Here is a 16,502-nt window from a genome sequence, read left to right on the forward strand (position 1 = left end):
GAACTTTTACTCCGGTACGAACACCGGAATCGCTGCGTCCTCTGAGACCTGCCAGAACCGCACCCCGACGGCAGCACCGATCTCGAGGTCGTCGGGCTCGGCGTCGAGCAGTGCGAGCAGGCGCGGCCCCTCGGCGAGGTCGATCGCGCCGACGACGTACGGCGTCCGCTCGGCGAAGCCGGGTTCGCCGGGGACGTGGCAGACGGTGTACGTGTAGATCGTGCCGACGCCCTCGCTCGCCTCGAACGGCGGGTCCTCGGCCCCGCAGGCGGTACAGACCGCCCGCGGGTACAGCTGGCGGTGACCGCAGTCACAGGCCTGATAGCGCAGTTCGCCCTCGAGGGTACCCGCCCAGAAGGGAGCCGTCGCACCGGTCGGGACCGGGACCGGCCCGTCCCACTCCTCGCGGCGGTCCTCGATGCGCCCCGTCATGATTCCCTCCGGAGGACGACGGTGCTGCTCGAGGAGAGTAATCCCCCGGTACCGTGGGCGACGGCGACCTCGGCGTCGTCGACCTGCCGGTCGCCCTCGTAGTCGCCGCGGAGCTGCCGGGCGGCCTCGATGAGGACGAAGACCCCGAAGTGGCCGGGATGACAGTACGAGAGCCCACCGCCCTGCGTGTTCATGGGGAGTTCGCCGCCCGGCGCGGTCGTCCCGCCCGAGACGAACTCGCCGCCTTCGCCCTTCTCGCAGAAGCCCAGGTCTTCGAGGGTGACTAAAGCGGTGTAGGTAAACGAGTCGTAGATCTCGGCGACGTCGACGTCGTCGTGGGTAATTCCGGCTTGATCGAAGGCCTTCGGGCCGGTTACCGCGGCCCCGGTGGTCGTCATGTCGGGCATCTCGCTGACGTCCTGGCGGTGGGTACTCGTCGAGGCAACGCCCGCGACGGCGATCTCGGGCACGCCCAGTTCCGCGGCCTTTTCCTCGCTCACGAGGACCACCGCGCCCCCGCCGTCCGAGACGAGACAGCAATCGAGCAGGTTGAACGGTTCGGCGATCTCCCGGGACTCGAGGACGTCGTCGACCGTGATCGGCTCCCGCTGGGCCGCCTTGGGATTCATCGCGGCCCACTCGCGGGTCGCGACGGCGACCTCCGCGAGCTGTTCCTCGGTGGTACCGTACTCGTGCATGTGCCGGCGCGCGGCCATCGCGTAGGCCCCCGGCGGCCGGAACAGCCCCGTCGGGCGGACGAAGCCGTCGATCGGGTGGGTCTCCTCGAGCGACTGGTCCCTGCCGGGGCCGGTCTTGCTCGTCGAGCCGTAGGCGACGACCACGACGTCGGCCTCGTCGCGGGCCATCGCGTCGCGGACGTGGCCACAGAAGTGTTCGAACGACGAGCCGCCGATCTCGGTCCCCTCGAGAAACGAGGGCTCGTCGAGGTCGAGGTACTCCGACAGCACCAGCGCGGGCATGTAGTCGTCGCCGCCGGCGACCGCGACGCCGTCGACCTCGTCGAGGGAACAGCCGGCGTCCTCGAGGGCTCGCACCGTCGCGACGGCGGCGTTGTCCAGCCAGTTCCGGTCGGGCGTCTCGCCGAGGTCGCTCTCGGCGACGCCCGCGAGGATCGGTTCAGCCACGGGTATCCCTCCGTCGGACCGGTCGTATCATCGTCTCCCGATATCTCGAGCGAACGCAAATAAGTTGTGGTAGGAGATAACATAGGTCGTGTCACGCCGTACCGAGAGCCGTCGTGTCGACGGACCCGCTGTCTAGTGATAGATACTATTTTATATCACTCAATGATATTGTGTGGCATGGATTTGGCAAGCGTTACCGAGAGTGCGAGGGAGGGGAACGTCGCGCGACTTCACGACGAGACGGTTCGGCTACACGGCGACGCACCGGCGATCGAGTACCACGGGACGACGCTGACCCACGACGACCTCAAAGCCGAGAGCGCGCGCTTCGCCGGCGGGCTGGCCGACCTCGGGCTCGAGCCGGGCGATATCATGCTCCAGTACCTGCCGAACTGCCCGCCGTACCTGATCGGCGCGCTGGGCGCGTTCAAGGCCGGCGTGATCGTCTCGCCGGTCAATCCCCAGTACCGCAAGCGCGAGTTGACCTACCAGCTCGAGGACACCGAGGCCGCGGCCGTCCTCACTCACGAGGCCCTCGAACCCTACCTCGAGGAGGCCCTCGAGACGATCGACTGGGATCCGGTCGTGATTTCGGTCGACGGCGAGGGCGAGGACGTCCACGCCTTCGCGGACGTCCGCGGCGAGGAGCGGTTCGTCGAGCGGGCCGACGACGACGTGGCGCTGCTGCCGTACACCTCGGGGACGACCGGGAAACCCAAAGGCGTCCAGTTGACCCACCGCAACTTCCGCGCCCAGACGTTTTCCGTCCTCGCACAGGAGCAGGCGCTCGAGGGCGAGGCCGTCAAGAGCCTCGTCTGGCTGCCGCTGTATCACATCACCGGCTTCACGCACACCGCCTGGCAGCCGCTGGTGCGCGGGGGCAGCGTCTACCTGCGCAGCGCGGCCAACTGGGACGGCGACGCCGCGATGAAGCTGATCGAGGAGGAGGGGATCACCCACTACGTCGGCGTCACCGCGATGTACGTCGACATGATCAACAGCGACGACTTCGGCGAGTACGACCTGACCAGCCTCGAGTCGGCCGGCGAGGGCGGAGCCAAGATGTCCGTCGCGGTCCAGGAGCAGTTCGAGAAGACCGCCGGCGTCGAGATGGCCGAGGGGTACGGGCTGACCGAGACCAACGGCGCGACCCACTCCCAGCGCAACTCGACGTTCGGCCTGCGCCACGGCACGATCGGCCAGCCGACCCGGATGACCGAGGCCAAGATCGTCGACTCGAGCGGGGAGACGGTCCCCATCGGCGAGGAAGGCGAACTCCTCGTTCGGGGGCCACAGGTGATGAAGGGCTACCACGGAATGCCCGAGGCGACCGACGAGGCCTTCACCGACGACGTCCCCGCGAGCGAAGCGAGCGGGGAGTCGGAAGACTCGTCTTCCGGAAGGTGGTTCCGGACTGGCGACATCGCCCGCCGCGACGAGGACAACTACTACGAGATCGTCGACCGGAAGAAACACATGATCAACTCGGCCGGCTACAACATCTACCCCAGCGAACTCGAGGAGTTGCTGGCCGAACACGAGGCCGTCGCCGAGGGTGCCGTGGTCAGGATTCCCGACGAGCGCCGCAACGAGGTCCCGAAAGCGTTCGTCGTCACCGCACCGGGCGTCGAACCCGGCGAGGACGTCACGGCCGAGGAGATCACGGAGTACTTCCTCGACAACGTCGCCTCCTACAAACACCCCCGCGAGGTCGAGTTCATCGAGGAACTCCCCCGGACCACCTCCGGCAAGATCCAGAAGTACAAACTCGAGGACGGCGAGGGGGACGAGTAACGCGTGACCGTCGTCGTCTCCCCGCACGTCCTCGCGGGCGGCGGGCCGCTGGTCACCGACGAGATCCGCGAGCGCCGGCCGGAGATCGACCTCGAACACGTCGAGGACGCGGACGACCTTCCGGCGGCGGTCGCCGACGCCGAGGCCCTCGTCATCCACCGGCTCCCCGACGAGGTACTCGCGGCGGCCGACGCACTCGAGTGGGTACAGGCGCTCAGCGCCGGGACCGACCGCTTCGATCACGACGCGCTGGCCGACCGCGGCGTGGCGCTGACGAACGTCTCGGGGATCCACGCGAAGCCGATCGGCCAGCAGGTCCTGGGGTACCTGCTTCACTTCGAGCGCGGGTTCGACCGCGCGATCGCTCAGCAGCGCGAACGCGAGTGGGAGCGCTACCTCGGTGGTGAACTCGGCGACCGAACCGTCGGGATCGTCGGCGTCGGCGCGATCGGCTCGAACGTGGCCGACTACTGCCGGACGTTCGACGCCCGCGTGGTCGGGACCAAGCGGGACCCGACCGACGCGCCCGAGAGCGTCGACGAGATCTACGGCCCGGACGGCCTCGAGTCGGTCCTCGCCGCGAGCGACTACCTCGTGGTCGCCTGTCCGCTGACCGACCAGACGCGGGGGCTGCTCGATGCCGACGCCCTCGCGACGCTGCCCGACGACGCGGTGCTGGTCAACATCGCCCGCGGCGGGATCGTCGACCAGTCGGCGCTCGTCGACGCGCTCGCGGCGGGCGACCTCGGCGGCGCGGCGCTTGACGTCTTCGAAGAGGAGCCACTGCCCGAATCGTCGCCGCTGTGGGCCCGCGACGACGTCCTCGTGACGCCGCATATGGCCGGCAGCACGCCCCACTACTGGGAGCGCTGTGCCGACGTCTTCCTCCGGAACTACGATCGGTTCCGCGACGGTGACCCCCTCGAGAACCGCGTCGTCTGAGCGCTTTTTTCCGGTCCGCTCGCGGCCGTACCCGTCCATAGATTGAAGGGTCGACCCGTCGACCATCGGGTATGTCAGACCTTCGCATCGACGCGATGGTACCGAAACTGGCGAACGATTCGGGCGCGGCTGCCGCCCGCGCCGAGGAACTCGGGTTCGACGGCGTCTGGACCCCCGAGATGGACAACGACGCGTTCCTGCCGCACCCGGTGATCGCCGACCGGACCGAGGAGATCCAGCAGGGGACACGAATCGCGCTCTCTTTCACCCGCAGCCCGATGGCGCTGGCCTACACCGCCTGGGACCTCGCACAGTACACCGACGGCCGGTTCGTCCTCGGCATCGGCACGCAGGTCAAAGGCCACAACGAGCGCCGCTTCAGCGTCGACTGGGAGTCGCCCGGGCCGCGACTGCGCGAGGTCGTCGAGTCGCTGCGGCACATCTTCGACGCGTTCCAGGGCGAAGCCGACCTCGAGTACGAGGGTGACCACTACTCGTTCTCGCTGATGACGGACAACTTCAATCCGGGGCCGATCGACCATCCCGAGATCCCGATCTACATCGCAGGCGTCAACGAGTACAACATCCGGCTCGCGGGCGAGCTCTGCGACGGACTGGACATGCACGTCTTCAATACCCCCGGCTACACCGACGACGTCATCGCGCCGACCGTCGCCGAGGGGGCCGACCGCGGGGAGCGGTCCCTCGAGGACGTCTCGCTCTCCGCGAGCCCGTTCGTCGTCACGGGCGAGACAGAGGACGAACGCGAGCGGTCCCGCCGGGAGGTGCGCCGTCGAATCGCCTTCTACGGGAGTACGCGAACCTACCACGACGTCCTCGAACACCACGGCTGGCGCTCGGTCGGCGAGGAGTTACACGATCTCTCGACGGACGGGAAGTGGGAAGAAATGGCCGGCCTCGTGACCGACGAGATGGTGTCGACGTTCGCGATCGAAGCGCCGCCCGAGGAACTACTCGCGGAGGCGCGGGCGGTCTACGGGGGGATCGCCGACCGGGTCGTCCTCCCGCTCGATCACGGCGAGGCCTTCCTGAACGAGTAGTAGCGAGCGCCGTCGCGGACCTCGTACTCGATTCTGCCCCGGCCCTCGAGCGTGCCGAGCGCCCCGAGCGTGTCGAGCAACTGGGCGGGATGCCGGACCTCGCCGCTGCGGTGCCGGGTTATCTCCAGGGGCGTCGCCGGCCCGACGGCGCTGACCGCCTCGAGGGTTTCGGCCGTGAGCGACTCCAGAGCCGACCGCGTACTCTCGATGGCTTCCTCGTAGTCGGTAAAGACCGGGCCGTGCCCGGGGAAAGCCCGGTCGATCGCACGGCCCTCGAGCCGGTCCATCGCGCGGTGGAAGTCGTCGACGGCGTCGTAGGCACCGTAGTCGAGGCCGACGTTGATCGCGCCCGGTCGGAACGGTTCGATGAGCGCGTCCCCCGAGAAGAGGACGCGCTCGCCGTTGACCTCGGTCGCCAGACTGGCGTGGTGAACCTGGTGGCCGGGCGTGTGGATCGGGTCGAACTCCCGGCCCGCGACGGTAACCGACTCGTCGAACGGGAACGGCACCGCCGCCTCGGGCTCGAGCAGCCGGCGATTGCGCTCGAGGGACGCTTTCGCGCGTTCGGTCTCGCGCTCGATTGCCTCGCCGCGGTACCCGGCCGACCGGCCGATCTCGCGGATCCCCGCCGCGAGGTCGGCCGGGTCGCGCTCGAGTTGCTCGAGGACGGGCCGGGGTGCGTAGACGGTCGCGCCGGCCTCGCGCAACAGCGGCACCTGTCCGATGTGATCGCTGTGGGGGTGGGTAACGACGACCGCCGCGACGTCCGCGAGGTCGTACCCCGTCGCTGCCAGCTCTTCGCGGATCGTCGCTTCGGCCCGTTCCTCGGGGTCACCGGTATCGATCAGGATCGGCGCGGGCTCCTCGATGAGGTAGGCCGCGGCGTGTTTCGGCGGCCACTCGATGTCGAAGTCGATGCGCGACACCTGCCCAGCGGCGCGTGTACCCCGCTCCGTCGACTCACTCATCTCAGATGAGTTCGCGAGCGATCGTCCGTTTCTGGATCTCGTCGGTCCCCTCGAAGATGCGGAAGACCCGCGCCGAGCGGTAGTTGCGTTCGATCGGTAGGTCCTTCATGAAGCCGGCTCCGCCGTGGACCTGCATCGCGATGTCGGCCGCGTCGTTGGCCAGTTTCGCGCCGCGGAGCTTCGCCATCGACTCCTCTTTCCGGGCGCGTTCGCCGTTGTCCATCTTCCAGGCGGCGTAGCGATAGAGTTGGCGGACCTGTTCGATGTCGGTCGCGAGTTCGGCCAACTGGAAGGAGATTCCCTGCCGGTGACCGATCGGCTTTCCGAACGTCTCCCGGTCGCGGGCGTACTCGAGGGACATGTCCAGCAGGAACTCGGCCGTCCCGACCGCGCCGGCGGCGATGTTGATTCGACCGCCGCCGATCCAGTCCATCGCGGACTGAAAGCCCGCGTCGACCTCGCCCAGCACCTGCTCCTCGCCGACGCGGCAGTCGTCGAAGTGGAGTTCGGCGTGCGTCCCGGGCGTCATCCCCATCGCGCGGTGGATCTTCCCGACCTCGAAGCCGGGCGTCTCCTTGTCGACGAGGAAGCAGGTGATCCCGCTGAGGTCGCCGTCGTCGCCGCTGGTCCGGGCGAAGACCATCGCGAAGTCGGCGTAGGGCGCGTTCGTGATGTAGACCTTCTGGCCGTTGATGACCCACTCGTCGCCGTCCTTCTCGGCGCGGGTGTCCATGTGGTGGGCGTCGCTGCCGTGGCCCGGCTCGGTCAGGGCGAAACAGGTCGTGATCTCGCCGTCCATCAGCGGCTCCAGATACTCCTCGCGCTGGCGCTCGTCGCAGTTCAACAGGATCGGCGTCGGTCCGCCCGCGCCGCCGAAGATGGAACTGTGAAAGCCCGGCGGCCGGTTGGACATGTGTTCGCCGACGATGGCGCGAGTGAGGATGTCGACGTCGCCGCCGCCGACCTCCTCGGGCATCGTCATGCCGTAAAAGCCCGCCTCGACGGATTTCTGGCGAATCTCCTCGACGATGTTGCGGTACTCGGGGACCTGCCGATGCTCGTCGTCGACGATTTCCTTCTCGTAGTCCGCGCCGAGGAACTGATCGTACTCGTTCTCGAGCGGGGCGACCTCCTGATCGATGAAGTCGTCGAGTGCCTTCTTGATCTGGACGGCTTCGGACGGTTCGCTGAAGTCCATAATCTACGTCACATCACGCCCTACATAAACGTTACCATGGGAATCGTTTTCAGCCACCATAGTACAGGTCGAGCGCCTCGAATCCGTCGTTTCGAGCCCGAACGACCGACGATCCGGATCCGAATTGATTTTTTCGCCCGCAGCTGGCGTTCAGCAGAGCGGAACAGCTTTGACACCCATCGTTGAATACGGCGTATGGCAACACCAGACACGGACGGAGGGAATCGGGTCGATGCGGTGGTGAAGACCCTCGATATTCTCGAGGCGCTGTGGCAGGCCGAAGGGGCCGGCGTCACCGAACTCACCGAGCGAACGGGAGTAGCAAAGAGTACGGTACACGCCCATCTGACGACGCTGCGGTCGAAGGGGTACGTCGTCCAAGAGGGCGACGAATACCGGCTGAGCCTCCGGTTTCTCTCGTTCGGGGAACACGTCAAACACGCTGAGCCGCTGTACGAAGCCGCCGACGCACCGATCGACGAACTGTCGGCACAGGTCGGCGAGCGCGTCCTCTGTTCGACACACCAGAACGGGCTCGGGACGGTTATCAACGTCAGCGAGGGGACGCGCTCTTTCACCAGCGACATCGACATCGGGACTCACACCTACCTCCACAACTCGGCCGGCGGCAAGGCGATGCTCGCTCACTTCGACGAGGAGCGAGTCGAGGACATCATCGACCAGTGGGGGCTCCCGGCGTTCTCCGAGAACACGATTACCGATCGAGAGACCCTCTTCGACGAACTCGACGCGATTCGAGAGGAAGGCGTCGCGTACAACCAGGGAGAGTACCTCCGGGGGATCAGCGCGATCGGCGCACCGATCCTGGACAACGACGGCACCGTCTACGGGGCGGTCACCGTCGCCGGCCCACAACACCGCCTCGAGAACGAGTGGGAGAAAAACGACCTGCGTGACCGGTTGCTGTCGACGGCGAACACGATCGAAGTCAACGTGATGTTCTCGTAGCCGTTCAGTCAGACCGAACGCGGTCGGTCGAGGCGAGACGACCGCGGATCGAAATCGATCGTCGTGGTCGATCCCGGGACCCCGCACCGACTCCGCATTGGTTTACAGTCATATGTCCGTAAACCCCCGGGGCGATCGGTCGGAAGCCGCCGTCGCTGCCGGCGCCGATCGACCGACGAGGGATCAGTTCGACGGAGCCGCTGCGCGAAGTCGGACCACATAACTATCGGTTTTCAAGGTATGAATAGAAACTGGTATTTCTGTCGCCACGGATGACGGTCCGATCGAACTCGAGAAACACTCGCGAATCGTCACGGACGACCGTTAAATCGGACGACAAGCGACGAACCTGCCGGATTATTCGAGAGCGGAACGAGGGAAGCGGTTCGGACGGCGTACCGCTCGAGAAACGTCCCGTGTCGGCCACTATTAGACGATACAATGCCGTCAGACTCGTTTTACGGACGTGACCGTATAGCCGCCGAGCCATCGACCGGAGTCCGGTCGAACGGCCCTTGTTCGAGGGGATAAATTGGTAATTTCAATAGGATTTTCCAAATACTTTCTGCTCCTATATATTTCTTGGACATCACGACGGGGTTGCCGCGAGTGGCCGGCCTCGAGCGACGGATTACACTGTTTTCGCGACGACCGAGTTCGATGAACATCGGCAGAATACGGGTCGTAAATCATGAACGAATTTATGTGGTGGCCGTCCAATAGGACCGTATGCGACTCGAAGACAAGACAGTAGTTATCACGGGCGCGGCGTCGGGGATCGGTCGGTCGACCGCCGAGCGGTGCGCCGAGGAAGGGGCACGCGTCATCGTCACGGACGTCGACGTCGAGGGCGGCGAAGAGACCGTCGAGACCATCGAGGCAGCCGGCGGCGAAGCCGAGTTCGCCGAACTCGACGTCACCGACAGCGAGGGGTTTCACGACGTCGTCGACGCCGTAGCCGACGACTACGGCATCGACGTGATGGTCAACAACGCCGGCACCGGCCACCCCGGCGGGAGCCTCGAGGACCTCGACGACGAGACCCGGGACTTCGTGATCGACATCAACATCAAGGGCGTCTGGAACGGCTGTTCGGCCGCCTTGCCCCACATGAAAGACCAGGGCCACGGTTCGATCGTCAACGTCGGCTCGCTGGCGAGCATCCTCGGGCTCCCCAAGCAGGCGGCCTACTCGACGACCAAAGCCGCCGTGTTGAACATGACCCGGACGGTCGCGGCCGAGGCCGGCCCCTACGGCGTCCGCGCGAACGCCGTCTGTCCCGGCTTCACCGAGACCCAGATGCTCGAGGGCTTTCTCGCACAGCAGGACGATCCCGAGGTCGCCAGAGCGGAGATGGCCGAGGACTACCCGCTCAAGCGGCTGGGCGAGCCCGCAGAGATCGCGAACGCGATCCTCTTTCTGGCCAGCGACGAGGCCTCGTTCGTCAGCGGCCACGGGCTGGTCGTCGACGGCGGGTTCTCGACCTGCTGACTACGCCTCGCGGGTCAGCGCCACGCTCGCGAGCTGGTCGCCCGCGGTCACCGTCGCCTCGCGCGTGAGCGCATAGAGGAGGCCGCCCCGTTTCGTGCGGGCCTCCTGAAGCGCGTCGTAGGTCGTCGGGTCGTACACCGTCCCGATCGGCGCACCCTCGGCGACCTCGTCGCCGACGGCGAGCCCGGGCGTCGGCCGGAAGAGTCCGGCGTCGGCCGCGGAAACCTGCCCGAGGTGGTTGCGGGCGCTCCGCTGGTCGCGCTCGGGGACCGCACCGGGGAGCGCGTCGAGGTGTCGACAGACGTCCACCAGCCCCGTCACGCCCGTCTCGACGACGTCCTCGATGATCCGTTTGTTGTGGGCGAGTTCGGGCGTGATCGCGGGGATCCCCTCGTCCGCGGCGGCGACCCGAAGTTTGCCGGCGAAGCCCCGCCGGTGCCACTCGTCGGGGACGTCCTCGCCGGCCCCCTCGGCCAGCAGGAGATCGGTTCCGAAGGCGGTCGCGAGGCCGCGGGAGTACTCGTCTCCCTCACGATAGACGACGTGGGGGAGCATGTCGGGACTCCCCGTGTGGAGGTCGACGACGGCGTCAGCCGCCGTGACGTATTCCCACAGTCGGGCGGCCATCCGCTGGTGGAGGGTGCCGTCCGCGTCGCCCGGCCAGATCCGGTTCATGTTCGGGTGGACGCCGTCGAGTGGCTCCGGCGTGGTGTAGGAAACGCGGTCGAACGTCAGCGGGTTCGCGACGGGGACCGCGATCACGGTTCCGGACAGCGACTCGAGGGGGAGTCGCTCGTGGAACCGCCGGAGGACTTCGGTGCCGTTGATCTCGCGGCCGTGCTGGGCCGCCTGGACGTACAGCGTCGGCCCGGACTCCGCGCCGCGATAGGTGTGGACCGTCGTCGTCAGGTCGACGCCCGACGGGAGCCGCGCGAGCGTCAGCCGTTCCGCCGTGTGCGTTCTCTCAGTCATGAGCGGTCGTTCCACGGCCCGCGGTATGTAGCTGCGGCCGACCGCTGTCACGAACGGATGGAGAGAGCAGTCAGTCAGGACGGACGTATTCGGAGAGGGTCGCCGCGGCCTCGTCGACGACGCCCCCCTCGAGTCGTCCCTGATAGCGCTCGATCAGATCGGCATCGATCGAAGTGACCGACCACGGCATGATCGAACTCGAGCGAGGAGCGCCGCCCTCTACCCAGTCGTCCGCCGCGAGGGGAATTCGCTCCTCGTACCACGTTCGAGTCGTAAGCGAGAGGGAGATGTACTGTTCGCCGTGGAAGGGCGTCGTTTCGCGACCGACGACGAGAGACGGTCGGCCGCTCGAACCGTCTTTGAAGGGATCGATCGCGATGGCGACATCGCCGCGCTCGTACCCCATCGCTATTCGCCCTCGGCGGCGTGTTCCCGCCACTCCTCGAGATCCTCCGTCCCGTATCGCTCGTCCAGCGACTCGAGGAGCCGGTGTGCCTCGTACGCGTCGCGGACCGTGTCCGGGTCACCGATCGCCCAGTAGTCGCCCTTGTGGCGGACGAGATCGCGGTCCTCGAGACGGCTGAGAACCGTTCCGATCGAATTCTTCTTGACGTCGACCCGGGCCGCGATTTCGGAGGGGGTGTACGCCGCGTCGTCGTTCGCAGCGAGGAATCGAACGACCTTCTCGGCGTTCGTGAGCCCGTTTAGCTCCTCGCTCGAACGCTTGTCGAAGGTGTCGATGTCGATCGGCATGTGGGTCAGTAGGGTATTCGAAGTCAAAGATGTTACTCTGTAAGTGATGTAATTGACCGTCCGGATCGGGCTGCAGCGGGCGAGACCACTACCGTTTTCACTCGGCCCGCCGTCGCGGACGGTATGGGAGACGTTACTGCCACCCTGCACACGAACCGCGGCGACATCGAGGTCGAACTCTACGACGAGCGGGCCCCCCGAACCGTCGACAACTTCGTCGGGCTCGCGACCGGCGGCAAGACCTGGACCGACCCGGAGACGGGCGAGGAGATCGAGGGTGAGCCCCTGTACGACGACGTTGCCTTCCACCGCGTCATCGAGGGCTTCATGATCCAGGGCGGCGACCCGACCGAGACCGGCCGCGGCGGCCCCGGCTACCAGTTCGACGACGAGTTCCACGACGAGCTGCGCCACGACGACGCGGGGATCCTGAGCATGGCCAACTCCGGGCCCGACACCAACGGCTCGCAGTTCTTCATCACGCTCGACGCCCAGCCCCACCTCGACGACCGCCACGCGGTCTTCGGCAAAGTGACCGACGGCATGGACGTCGTTCGCGAGATCGGCAGCGTCGAGACCGACGCCAACGACCAGCCCCAGGAGGAAGTCGTCCTCGAGTCGGTCTCGGTCGACTACGAGTAAGCCCGCTCGAACCGTTCGGCCGGGCGGTGCGACTGCACGCACGCCGTGGACGTCGCGTGGAATCGAGGCGTGACCGACGCGTCCGTTTTAGGGCCGCCGGCCCGTACGCTCACCATGGACTGGACAGCCGAAGACGTCCCCGACCAAAGCGGACGGACGATCGTCGTCACCGGCGCGAACAGCGGCATCGGTCTCGAGGCCACGCGCGAACTCGCGCGCAACGGTGCGACGGTGATCATGGCCTGTCGCAGCGCCGAACGCGGCGCGGACGCGGCCGACGGGATTCGCGAGGAAATCCCCGGTGCCGACCTCCGCGTCGAGGCCTGCGATCTGGGCGATCTCGCGTCCGTTCGCGACTTCGCGGCCCAACTCGAGGCGGAGATCGACGTCCTCGTCAACAACGCCGGGGTCATGGCGATTCCTCGCTCGGAGACCGCGGACGGCTTCGAGACCCAGTTCGGCGTCAACCACCTCGGGCACTTCGCACTGACCGGGCTCTTGCTCGAGAACCTGGGGCTCGAGACCGAGCCCGACTCGCGGATCGTCACCGTCTCGAGCGGCGTCCACGAGCGCGGGCGGATCGACTTCGACGACCTCCAGCACGAGGACGACTACGACAAGTGGGACGCCTACGCCCAGTCGAAGCTGGCGAACGTCCTGTTCGCCTACGAACTCGAGCGCCGGCTGCTCACCGCCGACGCGAACGCGGCGAGCGTTGCGGTCCATCCCGGCTACGCGAACACCCGGTTACAGCTGCGCGGCCCCGAACAGAGCGGCAGCCGGCTCCGCAAGGCCGGGATGGCGGTGCTGAACACCGTCGTGGCTCAATCGGCCGCAATGGGTGCGCTCCCGACCCTGTACGCCGCCACCGCACCCGGGGCCGAGGGCGGGGCCTACTACGGCCCCGGCGGCCTCATGAACATGCGCGGCACGCCCGAACGCCAGGCCTCCTCGGACCGCTCCTACGACGAGGAGACGGCCCGCCGGCTATGGGACGTCTCGAGCGAGTTGACCGGCGTCACCTACGACCTGCCGGAGCCGTCGGCGGACGTCTCGGCGTAGCGAGTGTCGCTTCGACGGCGGTCCGGTCGCCCGGGAGATGCGTCGCCGGTAAGCGAGACGGGCCGCGTTCGACGGCCAGTGTCGCACGAACGAAGCGAGTGGAACGTCTGGCTAACGGCCGCCGCGCAGTTGTATGTGTATAGAAACAATTCCATCATATTGCCAGGGTGAATTCATTTCTGAGGCCGCAAACCGTTCGCAGGTTTCCGACGGGGAAGAACGCGACGCGAGCGACGTGTTTCGGCCGTTCATCGGACGGGAAACCGTTCGATCGACGCCACACAACTGTTCTCGGGACAGTGTCGGGGAGGGGGCGATCCACCCACCCGTTCCGAGACGCGGCTCCGGGGTTTCGTCTACGTCCCGAACAATCAAAAGTAACATTACACGAGGACGAAGTCCGTGTTCGAGCCTCCGTCACCGGTTTCGACGAGAGTGCTCGGTCGGACGCGACGTGTCGCTGATGCGGCCGCCGTGAACGGAAGGTACCAACAACCATAGTAATTTATATATCTGATACTTTCGCGTGGCGAACCGGAACTCGAGAGCGGTACTCGGCTCTCTGCCGGTCGGACTCGTCGGCGATGATCGCCGCGCGGGCGCGGCGGCCGAGTCGGACTCCCGCCCGACTCACTCCGTCAGCGGCATCTCCGTGCCGCGGACGCTATCGACGATGACGTCCCCGTCGGGTCGGGACGCGATCCAGAACAGCTTGTGGGCGTCGACCGACCGTTCGAAGGTCAGGTCCGGCGCGGAGCCGACGGCGACTTTCCGGAGCGTCCACGTGAACACCGCGTCTTCGGCCTTGTCGCGGACCTGCGCGTCGGAGAGTTCGGACGGGACGACGAGGACGTCGTCGACGGGTTCCGTGACGGTCTCGGGAAACACGTCGGCCCGGACGGCGAGTCGACGAGAGCGGTCGACGCTGACGACGTACTCGATGTCGCGGTCCGAAATCAGCGGCCGTTCGATCGTCGCGACGGTGTCGTAGATCCGATACGGGTACGCGACGGCGCCGACGCGACCGCTCGAGTCGACGTCCTCGCGCGTCACCGTCGGTTCGATGACGGTGAGAGTCACGCGTTCGCGCGACTCGCCAGTGACGGTCGCGGGCTCGACCGGTTGTCGACGCGCGTCGCTCATTCACTCGTCACCCTCGTCCCAGTACTCGCTGGCCCGCACGTGTGCGCGGATGTTGTCGGTCTCCGTGACGGCCTTGGGACCGACGTCGCGGCCGCCGTCGGTCACGTATTCGGGAGTGCCGGTCGGATCGTCGCTGCTGGAGAGCGCCGAGAGCGGTTTGTTGAAGGAATCGAAGTGATCGTCGACGCCTTCGGGCGGCGTCGTCAGCAGCGAGACGACGATGAGCGTCGCCGTCGAGAGGATAAACGCGGGGAAGAGGCCGTAGACCCCGACCAGGCCGGTGAGGAACGCCGAGCCCTCGACGGCCCCCATGAGGCCGACCAGTTCGAGGAGGGTCGACAGCTGCGTCCAGAGGATCATCGTCGTGGTGCCGACGATCATGCTCGCGACGGAGCCCGTCGCGGTGACCCGTTTCCACCATACGGCCGCGATAAGCGTCGGACCGATGGCCGCGCCGAGGCCGCCCCACGCGTAGTCGAGGACGAGCGTGTAGATCGGCGTGTTCTGTGCGAGGAAGGCGAACGCGACGCTCGCCGCGCCGAGCCCGAGCGTGACGTACTGGGAGTAGCGGACGAGTCGCTCCTGGCTCGCGTTCGGGTTGATGTAGCCGTGGTAGACGTCCTCGACGATGGCGCTCGTCGCGACGAGCAGTTGCGAGTCCGCGCTGGACATCATCGCGGCGAGGGCGGCCGCCAGGATGATCCCCGCGATCGCACCGGGGAAGAACTCGAGCGTGAGCAACGGCATGACGTTGTTCGGATCCTCGATACCGCCCTGACCGAAGGCGACCAGCGCGTACAGCCCGACGAAGCCGGCACCGATGTAGGCGACGAACATGAACAGCTGGGCGACCAGCGCGGCCAGACGGATGTTCTCGACCTCGTCGATCCCCATGAACCGGACCATCACGTGCGGGTTCCCGGGGATGCCGAGCCCGATGGCGGCGTAGCTGATGATCCCGAAGATCGCGGCCCAGCCGGTCATGCCGGCCGTGACGCTCGTGTACGAACTCCCGGCGGACGCGAGTTCGCCGAACGGGAGCCCGTAGTTGGTAAAGGCGATGATCGGCAGGACGATGAACGCGGCCAGGATGATCGCGCCCTGCACGTAGTCGGACCACGCGACGGCGAAGTAGCCGCCGAGCATGGTGTAGCCGACGACGATGACGCCGCCGACGAGGATCCCGACAAGCGACGAGACGCCGGTGAGGACCTCCAGCAGCGTCCCGGCGGCGACGATCTGTGCGCCGACGTATCCGCCTTCGAAGAGCATCAGTACGAACGCGGAGACGCCCTTGACGTAGCCGGTGTCGTCCTGAAAACGCGTCTCGAAGAAGGTCGGCAGCGTGACCGCCTTCACGATCTCCGTGTACTTCCGGAGGCGTTTCGCGATTCCGGCCCACGCGAACAGGTCGGCGGGGATCATCCCGAGACCGTTGTAGAAGGCCATCACACCGGTACCGAACGCGTCGCTCGGGACACCGAGCGTGAGCCAACCGCTCATCTCGGAGGCGCGTTCGGAGAAGCCGGTGACGACCGGACCGACGCTCCGACCGCCGATGACGTAGTCGTCGACGGAGTCCATGAGCCGTGAGGAGTACAGTCCGATACCGAGCAGGACGAGCAGGTAGACGGCGAACGTTCCGAGTACCCAGCTCCCGGCCGAACCGGCTAACCCTTCACTGGCCATGTTTCACCTCCTCGTAGCGCTCTCGGAGTCGTTTCTCTCGCTTTCCTTCCCAGATGTAGTAGACGACGAGCATCACCAGGTACAGGACGAACGGGCCGAATAACCAGAGCAATTCGACTGAACCACTTTGAGGCATAGTGGCGTGTGCTTACTACCCACACATAAATATATCGAAATCGCCGCTTTGATGCGGACTAGATTGGTGCGAAAGAATTCGAGGGCAGACGCTCACGCGATCGGT

At 66.5% G+C, this 16,502-nt stretch carries 17 protein-coding genes; 7 read left to right on the forward strand and 10 right to left on the reverse strand.

Annotated elements, in window-relative coordinates:
• Positions 1 to 6: 6 nt before the first annotated feature.
• Positions 7 to 432: a Zn-ribbon domain-containing OB-fold protein gene (locus A6E15_RS14955; protein ID WP_076147360.1), complete on the reverse strand. Its 426-nt coding sequence runs from the start codon at positions 430 to 432 to the stop codon at positions 7 to 9.
• A complete protein-coding gene (locus A6E15_RS14960; RefSeq protein WP_076147362.1) occupies positions 429 to 1,577 on the reverse strand; it encodes an acetyl-CoA acetyltransferase in 1,149 nt (382 codons plus the stop codon). Before A6E15_RS14960 ends, A6E15_RS14955 begins: the two co-directional genes overlap by 4 nt.
• Positions 1,578 to 1,754: 177 nt before the next feature.
• Here A6E15_RS14960 and A6E15_RS14965 point away from each other — a divergent pair, with 177 nt between their 5' ends.
• From A6E15_RS14965 to A6E15_RS14975, 3 genes are all read left to right on the forward strand, one after another.
• Positions 1,755 to 3,371 carry a class I adenylate-forming enzyme family protein gene (locus tag A6E15_RS14965; protein ID WP_076147364.1) on the forward strand — a complete coding sequence of 539 codons (1,617 nt, stop codon included), beginning with the start codon at positions 1,755 to 1,757 and terminating at the stop codon, positions 3,369 to 3,371.
• A gap of 3 nt (positions 3,372 to 3,374) precedes the next feature.
• Positions 3,375 to 4,313 (forward strand): D-2-hydroxyacid dehydrogenase, encoded by a 939-nt coding sequence (locus A6E15_RS14970; RefSeq protein ID WP_076147365.1) that lies wholly within the window; start codon positions 3,375 to 3,377, stop codon positions 4,311 to 4,313.
• 71 nt (positions 4,314 to 4,384) lie between these two features.
• Entirely contained in the window at positions 4,385 to 5,374 is a 990-nt protein-coding gene (locus tag A6E15_RS14975; protein WP_076147367.1) for a TIGR03617 family F420-dependent LLM class oxidoreductase, read from the forward strand.
• Here the strand turns inward: A6E15_RS14975 and A6E15_RS14980 are convergent.
• Complete coding sequence (locus tag A6E15_RS14980) at positions 5,347 to 6,342, reverse strand: MBL fold metallo-hydrolase (RefSeq protein ID WP_076147369.1); 996 nt, start codon at positions 6,340 to 6,342, stop codon at positions 5,347 to 5,349. The genes A6E15_RS14975 and A6E15_RS14980 overlap by 28 nt on opposite strands.
• A 1-nt stretch (position 6,343) precedes the next feature.
• The gene (locus tag A6E15_RS14985; RefSeq protein WP_076147371.1) at positions 6,344 to 7,540 is read right to left on the reverse strand and encodes an acyl-CoA dehydrogenase family protein; all 1,197 of its coding nucleotides are present in this window, start codon (positions 7,538 to 7,540) and stop codon (positions 6,344 to 6,346) included.
• A 195-nt stretch (positions 7,541 to 7,735) separates the two neighbouring features.
• On the opposite strand from A6E15_RS14985, the gene A6E15_RS14990 reads away from it, so the two are divergent.
• Positions 7,736 to 8,509 carry an IclR family transcriptional regulator gene (locus A6E15_RS14990; protein ID WP_076147372.1) on the forward strand — a complete coding sequence of 258 codons (774 nt, stop codon included), beginning with the start codon at positions 7,736 to 7,738 and terminating at the stop codon, positions 8,507 to 8,509.
• A gap of 729 nt (positions 8,510 to 9,238) precedes the next feature.
• Positions 9,239 to 10,000 carry an SDR family NAD(P)-dependent oxidoreductase gene (locus tag A6E15_RS14995; RefSeq protein WP_076147373.1) on the forward strand — a complete coding sequence of 254 codons (762 nt, stop codon included), beginning with the start codon at positions 9,239 to 9,241 and terminating at the stop codon, positions 9,998 to 10,000.
• Here A6E15_RS14995 and A6E15_RS15000 read toward each other — a convergent pair whose 3' ends face one another.
• From A6E15_RS15000 to A6E15_RS15010, 3 genes are all read right to left on the reverse strand, one after another.
• On the reverse strand, positions 10,001 to 10,972 hold the full coding sequence (locus A6E15_RS15000; protein WP_076147375.1) for a succinylglutamate desuccinylase/aspartoacylase family protein: 972 nt from the start codon (positions 10,970 to 10,972) through the stop codon (positions 10,001 to 10,003).
• A gap of 70 nt (positions 10,973 to 11,042) precedes the next feature.
• Positions 11,043 to 11,378 carry a growth inhibitor gene (locus A6E15_RS15005; protein ID WP_076147377.1) on the reverse strand — a complete coding sequence of 112 codons (336 nt, stop codon included), beginning with the start codon at positions 11,376 to 11,378 and terminating at the stop codon, positions 11,043 to 11,045.
• A gap of 2 nt (positions 11,379 to 11,380) precedes the next feature.
• Positions 11,381 to 11,725 carry a MarR family transcriptional regulator gene (locus tag A6E15_RS15010; protein ID WP_076147379.1) on the reverse strand — a complete coding sequence of 115 codons (345 nt, stop codon included), beginning with the start codon at positions 11,723 to 11,725 and terminating at the stop codon, positions 11,381 to 11,383.
• A gap of 123 nt (positions 11,726 to 11,848) precedes the next feature.
• Here A6E15_RS15010 and A6E15_RS15015 point away from each other — a divergent pair, with 123 nt between their 5' ends.
• The gene (locus A6E15_RS15015; protein WP_076147381.1) at positions 11,849 to 12,367 is read left to right on the forward strand and encodes a peptidylprolyl isomerase; all 519 of its coding nucleotides are present in this window, start codon (positions 11,849 to 11,851) and stop codon (positions 12,365 to 12,367) included.
• A gap of 114 nt (positions 12,368 to 12,481) precedes the next feature.
• Positions 12,482 to 13,429 (forward strand): oxidoreductase, encoded by a 948-nt coding sequence (locus A6E15_RS15020; protein ID WP_076147383.1) that lies wholly within the window; start codon positions 12,482 to 12,484, stop codon positions 13,427 to 13,429.
• A gap of 630 nt (positions 13,430 to 14,059) precedes the next feature.
• Here A6E15_RS15020 and A6E15_RS15025 read toward each other — a convergent pair.
• From A6E15_RS15025 to A6E15_RS21075, 3 genes are read right to left on the reverse strand one after another with little or no spacing between them, the layout of a single operon-like run.
• Positions 14,060 to 14,572 carry a hypothetical protein gene (locus tag A6E15_RS15025; RefSeq protein WP_076147385.1) on the reverse strand — a complete coding sequence of 171 codons (513 nt, stop codon included), beginning with the start codon at positions 14,570 to 14,572 and terminating at the stop codon, positions 14,060 to 14,062.
• Positions 14,573 to 16,261: a sodium/proline symporter gene (locus tag A6E15_RS15030; RefSeq protein WP_076147387.1), complete on the reverse strand. Its 1,689-nt coding sequence runs from the start codon at positions 16,259 to 16,261 to the stop codon at positions 14,573 to 14,575.
• Positions 16,251 to 16,397 carry a hypothetical protein gene (locus A6E15_RS21075; RefSeq protein ID WP_175607274.1) on the reverse strand — a complete coding sequence of 49 codons (147 nt, stop codon included), beginning with the start codon at positions 16,395 to 16,397 and terminating at the stop codon, positions 16,251 to 16,253. The genes A6E15_RS15030 and A6E15_RS21075 overlap by 11 nt, the downstream gene beginning before the upstream one ends.
• Positions 16,398 to 16,502: the final 105 nt, after the last annotated feature.

It is taken from the genome of Natrinema saccharevitans (assembly GCF_001953745.1).
GTDB lineage: Archaea > Halobacteriota > Halobacteria > Halobacteriales > Natrialbaceae > Natrinema > Natrinema saccharevitans.